Here is a 16408-nt window from a genome sequence, read left to right on the forward strand (position 1 = left end):
ACTTGGATATTTGAATATATGTGGTTCAGCAACCTGATCTGTTACCGTTTTAAACAAGATGTTTCGTACACGCAAGAAGACTTTGAAAAAGCACTTGAGCAAGATATATTCCGCGCTTGCGGCAGCCAAGATATGAGCACCTTTGGTTGGGTAAACGCATTAGGGAAACACGGTCAAACTCTGTCTCATTTCTCACAAAATAGCATATTGTTATGTGCCAAGCGCGAGGAAAAAGTACTGCCAGCGGCAGTGATCAATGATATGGTCGCTGAAAAAGTCGAACAGATAGAGCGTGAAGAAAACCGCCCAGTAAAGAAAAAAGAAAAAGATGAACTTAAAGAAAATATCCTAGCCACTCTGCTGCCTCAGGCATTCAAAAAATCGAGTTTGCAGTTTGCCTTTATTGATCAAGAAAGCGGCTGGGTTATCGTCAATAGTGCGAGCTTTAATAAAGCTGAAGAAATGATGGCTTTACTACGTAAATCTTTGGGCACACTGCCTATTGTTCCTGCATTTGCTAACTACGACCTCGATGTATTCTTAACTGATTGGCTTACAAAGTTTGAAGCGCCTGAAGGTTTTGCTATTGGTAATGATGCAGAACTACAAGATGCTGCTGACGAAGGTGCACAAGTTAAATTAAAGCAACATGACTTAGCCAGTGATGAAATTAAGCTTCACTTAGAAAATGGCAAGCGCGTCACTAAACTCGCGCTGGATTGGAAAGAGCGTGTACAGTTTTTATTGCAGAACGATGGTTCAATCAAACGTGTGAGCTACAATGATGCACTGAAAGAGCAAAATGCTGATATTCCAAAAGAAGATTTAGCAATTAAGTTAGATGCTGACTTTATCCTTGTCTCAGAGGAAGTAAAAGAATTACTTGAAGACCTCACAAAAGAGCTAGGTGATAAAGACGATCTTTAATAAAAAAGGGCCTCAAGGCCCTTTTTTATTGTATAAACACAAATTTAAGCAAACATCGATTTCACATCCGTTAGCAAGTCTAAATATGCATCATCTGTAAACATATCAATAGAGCGAAGTACGCCTTTTTCTTCATATACACCCAACGCAGCGGCTTTGTCTGATACTTGTAAAATCCCTTCAACAATAGCGCCAGCACGGATAAAATCAACATAACAAACATGCTCAGGCTTATAGTTTGGGTTAGCCCAACTTTCTGCAACCTCAACAAAATCGTCAGTAAATCCCCACTCACGCATAATAGCACCACCTATACGACCTGCTAATTTTTGAATTGCGTGCGCTAAAAAGCTTGGGTTTGCAAATACTTCAGGGTGCTTCTCTGCTTCTGTCAAAATGGGTAACACACCAATATTAAATACTAGCGAGGCAAGTGTAATTGTGTCTTTATTCAGCGATGTATGTTTGTTCAAGCGCAAGTAAAACTCCATGGTCGAAATCGCTTGGCAAGCCACTTTCAAGGTTTTTTGCCACGCTTTGTCCATGTACGTTTTTATCAACTTGTTATTTGAAACGAACAGCTGTTCCATTGCCATGGCTGTAGCAATATTTTTTATTTGCCGAAGCCCAATACGTGTCACCGCTTGATTTAAGGTATTTACTTTAATAGAACGTCCCATAAAGCCGCTATTTGCTACTTTTATCATACGTGCAGCCAATGCAGGATCATGAGATATCACGTCTGCCATTTGCAGTAGGTTGACTTCGGGGTCGTCGGCTGCTTGACGAACTCGAACAGCAATTTCAGGCAAGGTAGGTAAAACGAGTGTGTCATTATTGATTTTATCGACAAGAATGGTAAGTAATGCGTTTTCTGTAGACATATGGTCAAGTCCTTTAAATTCGCCACTTAACGATGGCCTTATAATTTTTACTGCTTTAAGTATTGTCTAACTTCTCGATAAAGTTAAGAAAAGTATAAAAATTATTCTGAGCATGGTGACAATAGAAAATACTTTGTTTTTACCGTTTGCTCAATTGGTATTTTTTCCGCATCATAGATGCGACACAATCATAATAACTAAAATCCTGGGATAAATGATGAAACTTTCTAAACTCTCTAGCGCGATTTTAATCGCTTCCGGTTTGCTAGTAAGTGCATGCTCACAACAACAAGCAGACACACCAAAATCGAATACAGCCGCTGCGCAAGATACAGTGACCTATTCATTGCAAAATATTGATAAAAACCGCCTCAATATTTATACAGAAGTCACTTTAACCAGCGACCTGAGTCATCTTAATGACAACCAGAAAAAAATGATTGCACTGCTTATAGATGCCTCAAAAATCATGGATGACCTATTCTGGAAACAAGCTTTTGGTCAAGACAAAGATACCTTCCTTGCGCGCATCGACGACCAACAAGTACGCCGTTTTGCAGACATTAACTATGGCCCTTGGGACCGCTTAGATGGCGACAAAATTTTCCTAACTCGCTTTGATGATAAAGCCCCTGGAGCAGAGTTTTATCCCAGTGATATTTCCAAAGAAGAACTAAACCAAGCTGACTTTAAAGACAAGCAGGGTCTTTACTCCATGGTTAAAAGAGACCAACAAGGTAACTTATATTCAGTGCCATATGCCACTGAATTTAGGTCTGAGCTAGAAGCTGCAGCCAAGCTTTTAAGAGAAGCCAGCGCCCTTGCTGTAGACAAGCAGTTTTCAAATTACTTAAACCTGCGTGCTGATGCCTTGTTAAACAACAGCTATCAACCTTCAGATTTTGCATGGATGGATATGAAAAATAACCCTATCGACGTGGTTATTGGTCCTATCGAAACATATGAAGATCAACTTTTTGGCTACCGAAGCGCATTTGAGTCATACGTATTAGTTAAAGACTTAGCTTGGAGCGAACGCCTCGCAAAGTTTGCGGCATTTTTACCTGAACTCCAAACCGGCTTACCGGTTGCACAAAAATATAAACAAGAAGTCCCTGGCTCAGATGCAGATCTTAACGCTTATGACGTAGTGTACTACGCAGGACACTCAAATGCTGGCAGTAAAACCATTGCTATCAACTTACCTAACGACGAACAAGTTCAGTTAGAAAAAGGGACTCGCCGGCTACAACTAAAAAATGCGATGCGCGCTAAGTTCGATAAAATTCTCGTACCCATTGCGGATGAGTTGATTGTGCCAGAACAGCGCAAGCACATTACGTTTAACGCATTTTTTGCCAATACTATGTTCCATGAAGTTGCGCACGGCTTGGGGATAAAAAATACCCTCACAGGTAAAGGGACTGTACGTCAGTCGCTACAAGAGCATGCCAGCGCCATAGAAGAAGGTAAAGCCGATATCTTAGGACTTTACATGGTGGAGCAGCTACTGAAAAAAGGCGAGATAACGGAAGGCACCTTGGAAGACTATTATGTTACCTTTATGGCTGGCATCTTCCGTTCGGTCCGCTTTGGCGCGTCAAGTGCTCATGGTAAAGCCAACATGATCCGCTTCAATTTTTTCAAACAGGAAGGCGCATTTTCTAAAAATGCCCAAGGCTTGTATCAAGTTGATATGGATAAAATGGGTGCTGCAATGGAAAAGCTATCTAATTTGATCCTCACCCTACAAGGTGATGGTGATTACCAAAAAGTTGACCAACTAATTGCAACTCACGGAGATATAAAAACAGAGCTGCAAGCAGACTTAAATAAGCTGGCCAATGCAAATATCCCCGTCGACGTCACCTTCAAACAAGGCAAGTCTGTCTTAGGGCTTTAAATACTTAAAAGGCGCTAAATTGACAGCGCCTTTTTTAACGCTACTAATTGACTGTCACTGTATGGTTGAGCCGGGTGCACACCCCAAACCGGTTTAGGCCAAGCGACGTCATGTGTATAACGCGCAATATGATGCACATGTAGTTGCGGTACCATATTACCCAATGCTGCAACATTGAGTTTATCTGGCGTGAAAACCGTCATTAACAGCTCACTTAGTTGCTTTGACTCCTGCCAAAATTGGCTCTGCTGCGTTTCTGTCAAATCAATGATTTCCCGCGCACCTTCAACTTGAGGCACAAGAATAAACCAAGGGTATTGACTATCATTCATCAATAATACTTTGCACAGCGGCCATGACGCTAACTCTATACAATCTCTCTGTAACTCAGGGGCAAGTTCAAATGCCATGTATTCTACTCCGATAAAAAAGCAGATACCCAGTATCTGCTTTATATTCATTGATCAACACGATCATGGTGTTGTCTTAAGAACACTCGTTCTTATAAACAATAGCGAGCAAATAAGCTGCTTACAGTTGCGGCTGTTGGCTTACCATGCTGCCAATCACCGTTTTCCACACCGCTACCAGCAATGTCCATATGTACATATGGTAAAGGTAGCTCAGAATCGCAGCCATGTTTGTCCAAACCACCTACAATGGCTAAAAATGCCATTGGGAACTGGTGGCCTCGCGCTGTTACCGCTGAAGGTGCATTGTTACTAGAGAGTACATCATCAGCTAAAGTGCGCGGCTGTACAAAGTCATAATCTTCTCTGCGACTGCGAGAAACTTCCGCACAATCAGCCCAGACATCTCCTTTATCAGCAATCAAGCGCGATACTGAATTTGCACGTGCCGGACCATTTTCAACAAATGCACTGTATGGACCCATTGCCCTTGCTGCATGGCCGGTAAGTGTGGCAACTGTGAATAATTCAGGGTTTACCTCTGATTTCGCCAAGTCTTTTATCTCACTGAGTAAATCACCCATTGCTAAACGTCCTTCAGCATCGGTGTTACCAATACGTACACGTACACCTTCGCGGGTTTCGATAATTTCATCGGGAACAAAGCAATCAGAGCCAATAGAATTTCTCACAACGGCTAGGTAAGCAATCACCTTCACACCTTTTGGTTGATACTCGGCCACTGACTTCATAAACCCAGCAACAGATGCTGCACCGCCTTTGTCACGACTCATACCAGCCATAAAACCGCCCACTTTTAAGTCTGCGCCGCCTGTATCGTAAACAAGACCCTTACCTACAAACATTAAAGTGCGCTCGATATCGCCTTCAGGTATATATTCCATTTTAACAACACGCGGGTGATGGCGCTCCACGGCATACGACGCGCGCGCAACCGTGCTCAACATTGGATATTCTTTATCTATAGCAGCGATGTCAGAAATGACTTCTACCTTAACCGAGGTATTTTCAAACAAAGATACACAATAGTCAGCAAAACGAGGAGGAGCCATACGCTCAGGCTCTGTACCACATAAATCACGCGCCGCATACTGACCCGCTGCAATCGCATTAATCTGTGAACAAAGCGCATCTTCAGCGCCAACTAAGTAAACACTTTCTACCGGCTCGATTTGCGCTCCACGATACTCTCGCGCTTCTAAAGGCTGCCAAAGTGCCTGACACATTCCCAAAAATGCAACCTGTAAGGCATTTTGATAACGTTCATCACTCGGTACACCTGCCAACACCAAGACGGGTTTTACAGCACCAGCAGCTTTGGCTTGTGCAATGGCCGCTTGACCAGCAGCGAAGAAACGACGCACATCATCGTAATCACGATTTAGAGGTCCGGTCGGCGCTAAAATTAAACGTTGACCCGGAACTTGAGGCGCCAACAAGACATTTGCCTGTGTTGCCAAACGTGCATCTACGGCCAAATAAGGCGCAGCTGCCTCATTGAGCTGTTTATCGCCTAAATCACTTACATCTGAAGTAATGACGATTAAGGCATCAGCGTCACTTTGTTGCCAATTTGATGCTGGCAATGAGAGAGGAAAAGACATAAAAAGGCCCTTGTTCTTGTAATTTAAGGGCCAATTATCGGTTATTTATTTGCAAGAGCCAAGTTAGCTTGTCGATTCTTCACTGTCCGTAGCTGCTTCCGCTGTACTTTTCAGTTTACTGACCACACTCCATGCTTCTAACATCACCAATACACTCACGACTAATACGATGATATCTAATCCAACTAGTAGCCAATTGCCCTTTTCGTAGTATTCTCCCAATTTAATCAAGCCCGCGAAAAATGCCATTAAGATCACAAATATCATGGGGATAAGCGTAAATTTGGCTGGTCGGCCCAACTTGATTAGATAAACAGAGATCACCAACAGGGTTAGGCTTGCCAAAATTTGGTTAGTCGAGCCAAACAACGGCCAAATTATCATGCCCCCACTACCAGAGGCTCCGCCGGCACCAAATGCAAGTAATAAGCAACATCCCACAGCAACTAAGGTGGCGACAATGCCATTTTTTAGTACTGGTAACTTATAGATATCACCCCACTCTTGGATGATATAACGCTGTAAACGCACACCTGAGTCCATAGTCGTGCCCGCAAACAAAACGACCATAACAGCTAATAAAGTTGATGCGATTTCAGCGGATAGTCCCCACCCGGTGCTGATCAAGTTAGATCCGCCTTGAATAAATGCGCCAACAGAACCTGCACCGAGGTGACTGTATATTTCGTGCCATTCTTCAGGCGATACCGCCAACATAACCCCGCTCACAGCCACTAAAGTAATAAGCGCCAACGAACCTTCACCAACAGCACCCAAATACCCGACAAAACGACCATCGGTTTCTTTATTTAACTGCTTTGAGCTGGTGCCTGACGATACGATGCCATGGAAACCAGAGACAGCGCCACACGCAATCGTGACAAAGAGCAATGGAATAATGCTTGGCGTGTCGATAGCCGTTTGCGTATTAAATGCTGGTGCCGTTATATCTGGCATCACAACAAAAACCGCACCGTAGAGCAATACCAGCCCAACCAGCAATTGCATGCCATTAATAAAGTCTCGAGGTTGTAATAACATCCAAACAGGTAACAAAGACGCAACTGCCGCATAAACAAATAAGATTAATATCCAGCTGGCTTTATCTGTCAATCCAAATACCTCGCTGGGAAGCGCAATAGGCATGCCACTGCCTGCATAAATTGTTGCATACAGCACCACAACACCCACTAAGCACAATGGGATCAGTGGCACTCTTCGTTTTAACAACTGGCCAATGATCAAAGCAACCACTATTGCCGACCAAGCAGGGAAAACAGCATTGGGGTTGGCAACAAACGAATTCGCGATCACAACACCAAAAACCGCATTTACCATTAAGAGTACTAAAAATACCACAATCATAAAGAGCGAACGGGTGCGCTTGCCAATGACAGTTTCAGATAATGCCCCCATTGACTTACCCTTATGGCGAGCACTAGCCCAAAGTGCGCCCATATCATGGACACCAGCAAAAAAGATGGTACCAATTACCACCCAAAGTACAGCAGGAACCCAGCCCCAATAGACTGCGATAGCAGGGCCAACTATGGGCGCAGCACCAGCCACAGAAGTAAAATGATGACCCCACAACACCACTTTATTGGTTGGAACATAATCAACCCCATCATTAAGTTCATGGGCAGGTGTGACGAAGTTATCGTCCATTTTGAAAATTTTGGTTGCGATAAACTTAGAGTATACAAACCAGCCAAATAGCATACCCAAAATACCGAACAACACTATCATGATCGATTGCACGAGATGTCCTCTGTGTTATTTTTGTATTAACATTACTCTAACACGGAAACATGTAATTTCAGTTATATTTTAGTCGCACGCCCCCTAACAGCTGTAAAGTTTGTCTTGTGATCTCAATTAAATAGGCCCATTTGTACCTGATTACTCGGCGCATCACCCAAACCAATTTGCACCCCCACCAGCCGCACAGGTTTATTGCCATAGCGCGCCACAGCCTGCTCTAATAAAGTACACAAAATATCTTTATCTATGTGGTGACATTGACATTCCTTGGTGGTTTGAGAAAAATCGTAAAACTTTACCTTAACCCCCAACTTGGTAAATTCACGCTCTGCTTGATATCTAGCACTTCTACGGGTAAGTTCGGGGATGAGTTTGTCACATAAAATAGACTTTAACTGCGCTAAATCTTTAATGTCCTTCTCAAACGTTGTTTCAACCCCTACCGACTTGCGTACTCGCTCTGTCTCTACGCCTCGGTCATCAACACCTTGGCAGCGCCGCCACAAAACCCTGCCAAATTTCCCGAAGCGCGTAGCCATTTCATCTTGGCTCAGTGCTTTGATATCACGGCCTGTAACAAGTCCACATGCCAGTAACTTTTCATGTGTCACTTTTCCAACCCCAGGGATCTTTCTCAGCGGCAACTCATCGATAAAGTCATCTACTTGAGTGGGTGTGATCACACATTGTCCATTGGGCTTATTTTCGTCACTGGCGATTTTGGCTAAAAACTTGATTGGTGCAACACCGGCTGACGCTGTCAGCCCAGTTTCATTATAAATATCGGTACGGATCTGCTGCGCAATCAAGGTGGCACTGCCTTGACAAACCTCACAGTCAGTAACGTCTAAGTAGGCTTCATCCAAAGACAAAGGCTCAATCAAATGGGTGTAGCGAGAAAATATTTGCCGGATTTGTTGAGACACTTCTTTGTATACCTGCATGCGACCCGGAACAATGACCAATTGAGGGCAAAGTTGTTTAGCCTTGTAGTTAGACATAGCAGATCGCACCCCAAACTCTCGTGCAATATAATTCGCGGTACTTAACACCCCACGATGGCTATTTCCACCTATCGCCATGGGTACTTTAGCGAGTGCGGGGTTATCACGCATTTCTACCGCTGCATAAAAACAATCCATATCAATATGGATAAATTTTCTCACCGACGCGCCCTTACAAAATACTGTTTACTTATACAGTATAGTGGCAGTTTTCTAGTTATTTGTCTATTGCTTCAATAGCTACAATTTATGAACTCGCCTTTTTATGTCAGGAGCAGGCATTGACGCATAGCAGTACATAATAAACGCATACAGTGCAATATTCTGAAGGAGCAGAACAAGCGCAACAAAGTAGTCTCTAAAATAGAGTTTGATATAGGGGGTGTCTATTAACCAATACTTATAACAAAGAATCTCAATCCAAGTTATAAAATTCACAATTGCAGCCAATGTGAAGAGCCGCAATAAAAAAGATTCATAAACAGTCAGTTTCTTGCGCATTGCAACAGTTAAGAAAAACCCCCTGCGGGTTTTTTGATATATAAAAAATGCAATGTAGCGTCGCAAAAGTATCGGCAACATAAATACAAGGCATATAAAGGCTTCAAAGATATAGAAGTGCGTTTTCCAAGATATGGTTACTTGATAACAAGCAAAACTAATGCATGTAAGTATGGAATAGCTGATAACTAACCACCGTGCGAATGGGTTCCTCCAGCCAATGACTAGCCCTAAGAAAAGTACAACAAACCCTAAATTATCAATTACAACAAAGAAAATATGATTATCCACTTCCCAATAAACCTAACATCGTTTACTTCCAAAAACTTAGGTACAATAATTTATCAATCAGATACATTCAATCATTTGTTTACAATAAAGGCACAGCCGCTAACTTTAATAACCCACTGTAAACAAACCTCAGCAGAATAAGTAGAAATGCTCTACACTGCTGTTAGTGAATTTGTATGTATCTAACGACTACATCTTAGCTGTTTAAACCTGTTCGATTTTGCAAGGAGTATCTATGAAGTACAGCCAATTAGGCCACTCATCACTAAAGGTTTCACGAGTTTGTTTAGGAAGTATGACTTGGGGGTTGCAAAACAATCAGCACGATGCTGATGAGCAAATCAACTACGCGCTGAGTCAGGGGATCAACTTTATAGACACCGCAGAGATGTACGCAGTACCCCCTTCACCAGATACCTATGGTAAAACCGAATTGATCATCGGTGACTGGATCAAACGCCATGAAGAAAAACGACAAGAAGTTATTTTGGCAACAAAAATAGCGGGCGCGGGACTCGGTTGGATTAGAGAGGGAAAACCTATCGATAAAAGTGCAGTCATCAACGCTGTTGAACAATCGCTACAACGACTGCAAACAGATTATATAGACGTGTACCAATTACATTGGCCAAATCGCACATCACCGCATTTTGGTAAACACTGGCACGGTATGTTAGACCTACACGCCGTCAGCAAAGCACAACAGCTCGACGAAATGAGTAATATCCTTGAAGCCTTAAAACTATGTCAAGATCAAGGGAAAATTCGTCATTGGGGGCTTTCTAATGAAACCCCATGGGGGATCAATACTTACTTACACTTGTGTGAGCAACACGGTATAGAACGACCAGTATCCATTCAAAATGAATTCAATTTACTTCACGAGAAAGACTGGCCCTACTTACTAGAAAATTGCGTCAATGAAGACATCGCCTATTTACCTTGGTCTCCTTTGGCTGGTGGATTGCTATCAGGCAAATACTTAGGTGGTGCGAGGCCTGAAGGCAGCCGATGGACCTTAATGCAACGCAATGGACTGTTCAGAGATACACAGTATTCACAACAAGCTACCGCTGCATATCAAGAAGTTGCGCATGAACACCATCTAAGCACTGCACAACTTGCTTTGGCATGGTGTGATCAGGTAGATGGCGTTACTTCAACCATCATTGGGGCGACCTCAATGGCACAACTAAAAGAAAACATAATTGCTTTTGACAAACCACTTCCACCAGAAGCGTTGGCAGAAATAGACACCATTTTAAAAACTTACCCTGTTCCATTCTAAGCTTACCCACAGATTAGAGTGCAAATATGATAAACTCGGCATATTTGCACTCTCAAATGACGACGTATTTATGAAACAACTCAACCGCGAGCCTATTGTGCCCCTACTTGGCAGCCACTTTGTTAGACATGCCGTGCGGGCAATCGTAATCAGAGGAGAAGAAATTTTACTTCTCTATACAGCGCGATATGACGACTATACACTGCCTGGTGGTGGAGTCGACGAAGGTGAAGAGATTGAAGTCGCATTAAGCAGGGAACTACTAGAAGAAACCGGTGCCCAGTCAATAACCCACATTTCGCCATTTGGTATATACGAAGAGTATCAAAGTTGGTACAAACCAGATTTTGACAATGTACATATTATCTCACACTGCTTTATCGTCGATATTTGCGGCTCTTTCACTGAGCCTCAAATGGAATCCTACGAGCAAGCAAATGGTATGCGACCGGTTTGGTTACCGATCAAAGATGCAATTTTGCACAACCGTGAAACACTGGCTAATAGCGACAAAAAAGGACAATCTATTTATAGAGAGCTGGCGATATTAGAAACTGTTGCAAAAGAGGTTATAGGCCTGAATTTTGACTGATTAAACGCTTCCCCCTGTTATCGCAACATACAGGGGAAAACGCCCTCGATTGGAAAAGAATTCACTACAGTAAAAAACGCTTTATTTGCCAGAAGCACTTGTAAAGCCTGCTTTGAAAATGAAATTGGTGGCACAATACCGACTCGCCCCTTTAAACCCCACCGCATCATCACTGGATGAACAATCGAACAAATAGGATACCCCTCTACCGTACTCCTTCAAGATATAATTTCCGATCCTCTAAATTACAGCGATACAAAGCGTCCAAACCTCACAGCAAAAGTCATATGAACATAGTCACCGTGCTTCCAAATGGCCAATGATGTCGCTAATACAGTAACACCTGACGAAACTTCCAATATAAGGGTTTCACTTGGGAATTAATGTAATAAAAATGTAAAATAAACACATGTTACGCAGCCATGAATAAGTGGTTGGACAAATAATTTCAATAAATTTCACTGCGTATTGGTAATTTTATAATTCTGTTCTAAGTTTTGATGATAGGAATATCAAAGCTAAGGAGTAGACTATGACCATTCGTCACACTTTCATTTTACTTTCTTCTCTTGTCATGATTGCACTGTTTTGTATGGTGGGCGTGCTTTGGTATGAAACAACTCACATCGCCAATTTGGGGCAAAGACTGGCAACCAGCAAAGAGATCAGCAACGACCTTTTGATGCTAAGACGCCATGAGAAAGATTTTTTACTTCGCAAACAGCAAAAGTACGTCGACAAGTTCGATGCCCGAATTAAACAAATGCGCAATAATATGACGGTTTTAAGTGGTCAGCTCCCCAGCCACTTGCAACAGGCTTTGGTGGTGGCTGAAAAAGATCTGAGTAACTACGAGTTAAACCTACGAAACTTGGTCGCGCTAGATAAAAAAATAGGTCTCTCACCGAACCAAGGGCTGCGCGGTGAATTTAATCACGCCGAAATCGCCCTACACGAATCCCTGACCAATATTGGCGATATTACCGCGATGAGCAAAGCATTGCGATTAGTGTTACTTGAAAATGACTTCCAAACAAACCTCGATATGTCTACTAAAAACGAAGTCACTCAGCAGTTAGCCGTCATGAAGGTTTACTTTTCAGATCAATTTAGCGCTGGGCAAAATGACCTGACGCTGTTTGAAAATACTGCGCGAGCGCTTACTGTAGCGCTGGTAGAACGCGGTCTCGATGCCAATTCGGGCTTGCGTGGAGAGTTGCGTTCGAGCATTCACAAAGTAGAAGGCACTATGAATAAGCTCTCTGGTGATATAGAGATGGGGATCAGCAATGAACTTATTTCTGCGCAAAACCAAGGCATGATGTTAGCTGGAGTACTCACAGCAATAATTGCTGGGCTATTGCTTTGGAAGGGATCGCATATTGTCAGAAGATTAAAAGCGGCCAATGCAAATATGGCAACCATTAGTCATGGCGAAGGGGATTTAACCCATCATATCAATTTGACTGGCCGTGATGAGGTGACGGAGTTTGCCGGGTCAGTCAATCAGTTTATAGATACAACCGCAGACATCGTTAGAGAAATTAAGCATACAGGCGAGACAGTCGAACATGGTGCACACCAATCCGTCGAGGTGACAAAACGCTCCCAACAAGCAATTGAAGAGCAAAAAAACAATACACATGCGGTTAAAGTTGCAGTTAGTGAACTGGTACAGGCAGTGTCACTTATCGCAGAAAATAGTGTGGCTGTGCAAAACAACGTCAATGATGCAGATGAAAACATGGCCCGAGGCTCCGATATCATGCATAGAGCCCACCATAACATGTCTGAACTAACCGGACATATCAATGAAAACAGTAAACTGATGCATCAGCTTTCTTCAGCGAGCAGCGAAATTGAAAGTGTCACATCTGTTATTCGTGGGATCACTGAGCAAACAAACTTACTGGCATTAAATGCCGCAATAGAAGCCGCCCGCGCCGGTGAAAGTGGACGGGGGTTTGCCGTGGTAGCTGACGAGGTTCGTACGCTGGCCAAACGTACCCAAAACTCAACAGTAGAAATTGAACGCATGATCCATGGCTTACAAAGCCTTGTACACGACTCTGAGCAAGCTATGCAAACCAGCTTAGAGCTAAGCGAACAGATGTATGAAGGAATTACAGAAGCACAGCAAAGCATGGACGATAACAAACACGCCATGGATAAAATACGCGACATGGTGATTCAAATAGCTGGGGCGACAGAAGAGCAAATGGCGACAGTTCAGGGCGTTGAAAATGCCGCCGCAAACATTTCAGTATCAGCTGAGCAGCTTTATGTCGACTCTTGCCAAAACTGTAAAAATTGCGAAGCGCTGGAATATGACGCACATAAGATGCAAGAAGATGTGTCCAGATTTAAAGTCTAATCTAGCTACTCACCTCTAAACCTCAAAAGCGCTTTTGTTTTTCGCAAAAGTGCTTTTGAGATCAAAGTAAAACACTTATCTGCTCGAAATCTCATCCAAACATGTTACAGTCATGATCCGGCACATAATTTGGTATTGGTAAATCAAAGGAGTACGCATGAGTGTGAGACGTATAGGCCAGTTTTTTAACCCTAAATCAGTGGCTGTTATTGGTGCTTCCAACAACCCAAATCGTGCTGGTAATGTCGTAATGAAAAACCTATTACAAGGTGGCTTTAAAGGGCCAATTATGCCAGTCACCCCAAAATATACTGCGGTGCATGGCGTACTCGCCTATCAAGATATCGAGTGCCTACCCTGCATACCTGACTTAGCCATAATTTGCACTAACAAAAATACGCTATGTAAACTAATTCAAGAGCTAGGCACCAGAGGTTGTAAACATGCCATTATCGTTGCTGCTGGTTTAAGTAATTCCGAAAAACACACGTTGTACAGTGCCGCGCAGCAGGCTGAAGTGACACTTTTGGGAAGTAACAGTTTAGGGTTGATCCTGCCGCACATCGGACTCAATGCAAGCTTTTCTCATACTGTCGCCTCACCTGGTAAACTCGCTTTTGTATCTCAATCAGCTGCGGTTTGCTCAACGATTTTAGATTGGGCTCAAACAAAACACATTGGCTTTTCTCACTTTATTTCTGTAGGGGATTGCCTCGACATTGATTTCGACGAACTGCTCGATTACTTGGCAAGAGACAGCAAAACATCAGCGATTTTACTTTACATAGACAATATCAAAGACGTGCGCAGATTTATATCCGCCGCACGAGCAGCCGCTTTTAACAAACCCGTCATCGCCATAAAAACAGGCCGCACAATCGCTGGCGCCCGAGCCGCCTATCATCATACCGGAGGGAAAACTTCCGATGACGCAGTGTACGACGCGATGTTTCAACGTGCAGGCATGCTTAGAGTAAATGATTTAAGAGAGCTATTTGCGGCCACTCAAACACTCGCGTTGCATCCAAAATTGCTTAAGGTGGAGCAACTCACCATACTAACAAATGGCGGCGGTCCGGGGATCATGGCCGTTGACACCCTGTTAATGCGATCAGGAAAGCTCGCTAAACTCAGTGAAAAAACTATCGGCGCTCTCAATGAGATCGTGCCTCAATCCTCGCAAACGGACAACCCAGTCGACATTTTTGGTGACTCGTCACCTAAACGGTATCAGCGTGCGTTAGAAGTGCTTTTAAAGGCTGATGAGGTGAAGAACTTATTGATTATTCATACACCGTCAGCACTTGCGCCAAGCTCGGCCTATGCCAAAATCATTGCTCAAACACTCGAAAAAATTCCCAAAATGGCAAGGCCCTTTGTCATGACTAACTTTATGGGCGAGGAAGCCGCCCGCTCAGCAAGAGATATTTGTGTACTGAGTAACATACCGACCTATCGCACCCCTGAGGGCGCGGTTAGTGCATTTATGCATCTAATTACGTATCGCAGAAACCAAAAGCATTTGACCCAAACACCTGAATCTATCATCCAAGATGAACTTATCAATAGTAAGGCAGCTAAGCTGCAAATCAATGGGTATTTGCGTACCAACCATCGATATCTATCGACCCACTCGGCTAGCCAGATCCTCTCTTGCTATGGCATTGATTGTATTCATACCGAAGTTGCACTTACGCCCAGCGAAGCAAAAGAGCAAGCTGAAGAGATAGGATTCCCCGTTGCATTAAAACTGATCAGCTCCGCTATCCCTTCTAAATCTGAAGTGGGCGGTGTCGTACTCAATTTGAATGATGGTAATGAAGTCGAGCAAACTGCTTTTTCAATGCTACTGCGGATCAAAAAAACCTACCCAGACGCTGAGATTGAAGGGTTTTCTCTACAAAAAATGGCATCCAGAGCTGGCACTCAGGAACTGCGCATTGCAATAAAAACAGAGCCTGATGTAGGGCCTGTTATCTTGTTAGGTGAAGCGGGAACAGGGTTGAACTTCTCTCAAGCTGCCGTCGCGCTCCCGCCATTAAACATGAATCTAGCAAAATACTTAATCGCCGCAGCCCATGATAAAGGTGTGTTAAAAGAGCGCACACTGCCCGACAAAGTCGACAAGTATCGCTTATGTGCCCTTCTCACTAGAGTGTCGCAAATGATTGTTGAGCAACCGGATATTCAAAATCTGGAGCTCAACCCTATTTTGGCAAGCTCAGGTCAATTTCTAGTGCTGGATGCCCAGATAGGACTCTCGCCTTATCAGCCCAAAGCACACCGCAAGCGTTTAGCAATTAAGCCATACCCCAAAGAGTTAGAGCGAGTATTAACACTAAAGAATGGCCAAGAAGTGACTCTTAGACCGATTAAGCCAGAGGATGAACGCAATCATCAAGAGTTTGACCAATCGCTCACCAAAGAGGACAGATACAATCGTTTTTTTGGTCAATTACCCCAATTTACTCACGACCAGCTCGCGAAAATGACACAAATAGACTACGACCGCGAAATGGCCTTTATCATTAGCGAGCGCTATAAAAGCGCATTTCGTACGCTAGGTGTTTCTAGGGTTTTAATGGATCCAGATAATATCCAAGCTGAATTTTCTGTCATTGTACGCTCTGATTCACAAGGCCTTGGTTTAGGTAAATTATTGATGAATGCGGCGATAGATTACTGTAGAGAAAAAGGGGTCGAAAGTATTGAGGGGATCACACTATTTGAAAATACTGGCATGATCAATTTGGCCAAGCACCTTGGCTTCAATGTGAAACGAGACTTTGAAGAAGGTGCAGCTATTATGACTTTACCACTTCAAAATAACAGTTAGTGATTGAAA

The 16408-nt window shown here is 43.2% G+C and carries 11 protein-coding genes; 6 read left to right on the forward strand and 5 right to left on the reverse strand.

Features of this window, described 5'->3' with window-relative positions; all coding sequences use genetic code 11:
* Positions 1-18 precede the first annotated feature (18 nt).
* Positions 19-927, forward strand: coding sequence for a recombination-associated protein RdgC (rdgC, locus tag N483_RS20055; protein WP_023398512.1), 909 nt, complete (start codon positions 19-21; stop codon positions 925-927).
* 44 nt (positions 928-971) lie between these two features.
* Here rdgC and N483_RS20060 read toward each other — a convergent pair whose 3' ends face one another.
* Positions 972-1811 carry an HDOD domain-containing protein gene (locus N483_RS20060; RefSeq protein ID WP_023398511.1) on the reverse strand — a complete coding sequence of 280 codons (840 nt, stop codon included), beginning with the start codon at positions 1809-1811 and terminating at the stop codon, positions 972-974.
* Between the two features lie 217 nt (positions 1812-2028).
* On the opposite strand from N483_RS20060, the gene N483_RS20065 reads away from it, so the two are divergent.
* The gene (locus N483_RS20065) at positions 2029-3714 is read left to right on the forward strand and encodes a dipeptidyl-peptidase 3 family protein (RefSeq protein WP_023398510.1); all 1686 of its coding nucleotides are present in this window, start codon (positions 2029-2031) and stop codon (positions 3712-3714) included.
* A 14-nt stretch (positions 3715-3728) separates the two neighbouring features.
* Here the strand turns inward: N483_RS20065 and N483_RS20070 are convergent, their stop codons facing one another.
* The 4 genes from N483_RS20070 to dinB form a co-directional block, all read right to left on the reverse strand.
* Positions 3729-4124, reverse strand: coding sequence for an HIT domain-containing protein (locus tag N483_RS20070; protein WP_023398509.1), 396 nt, complete (start codon positions 4122-4124; stop codon positions 3729-3731).
* Positions 4125-4216: 92 nt separating this feature from the next.
* Complete coding sequence (locus N483_RS20075) at positions 4217-5749, reverse strand: M17 family metallopeptidase (protein ID WP_023398508.1); 1533 nt, start codon at positions 5747-5749, stop codon at positions 4217-4219.
* A 63-nt stretch (positions 5750-5812) separates the two neighbouring features.
* Positions 5813-7510 carry a carbon starvation protein A gene (locus N483_RS20080; protein ID WP_023398507.1) on the reverse strand — a complete coding sequence of 566 codons (1698 nt, stop codon included), beginning with the start codon at positions 7508-7510 and terminating at the stop codon, positions 5813-5815.
* A 113-nt stretch (positions 7511-7623) separates the two neighbouring features.
* On the reverse strand, positions 7624-8679 hold the full coding sequence (gene dinB, locus N483_RS20085; protein WP_023398506.1) for a DNA polymerase IV: 1056 nt from the start codon (positions 8677-8679) through the stop codon (positions 7624-7626).
* A gap of 865 nt (positions 8680-9544) precedes the next feature.
* On the opposite strand from dinB, the gene N483_RS20095 reads away from it, so the two are divergent.
* From N483_RS20095 to N483_RS20110, 4 genes are all read left to right on the forward strand, one after another.
* Positions 9545-10597, forward strand: a complete 1053-nt coding sequence (locus N483_RS20095; protein ID WP_023398504.1) for an aldo/keto reductase — start codon at positions 9545-9547, stop codon at positions 10595-10597.
* A gap of 70 nt (positions 10598-10667) precedes the next feature.
* Entirely contained in the window at positions 10668-11189 is a 522-nt protein-coding gene (locus N483_RS20100) for an NUDIX hydrolase (RefSeq protein WP_023398503.1), read from the forward strand.
* Between the two features lie 532 nt (positions 11190-11721).
* Positions 11722-13563, forward strand: coding sequence for a methyl-accepting chemotaxis protein (locus N483_RS20105; protein WP_023398502.1), 1842 nt, complete (start codon positions 11722-11724; stop codon positions 13561-13563).
* 157 nt (positions 13564-13720) lie between these two features.
* Complete coding sequence (locus tag N483_RS20110) at positions 13721-16399, forward strand: bifunctional acetate--CoA ligase family protein/GNAT family N-acetyltransferase (RefSeq protein WP_023398501.1); 2679 nt, start codon at positions 13721-13723, stop codon at positions 16397-16399.
* The last annotated feature ends 9 nt before the right edge of the window (positions 16400-16408 follow it).

The organism is Pseudoalteromonas luteoviolacea NCIMB 1944, assembly GCF_001625565.1.
GTDB classification, from domain to species: Bacteria; Pseudomonadota; Gammaproteobacteria; order Enterobacterales; family Alteromonadaceae; genus Pseudoalteromonas; species Pseudoalteromonas luteoviolacea_F.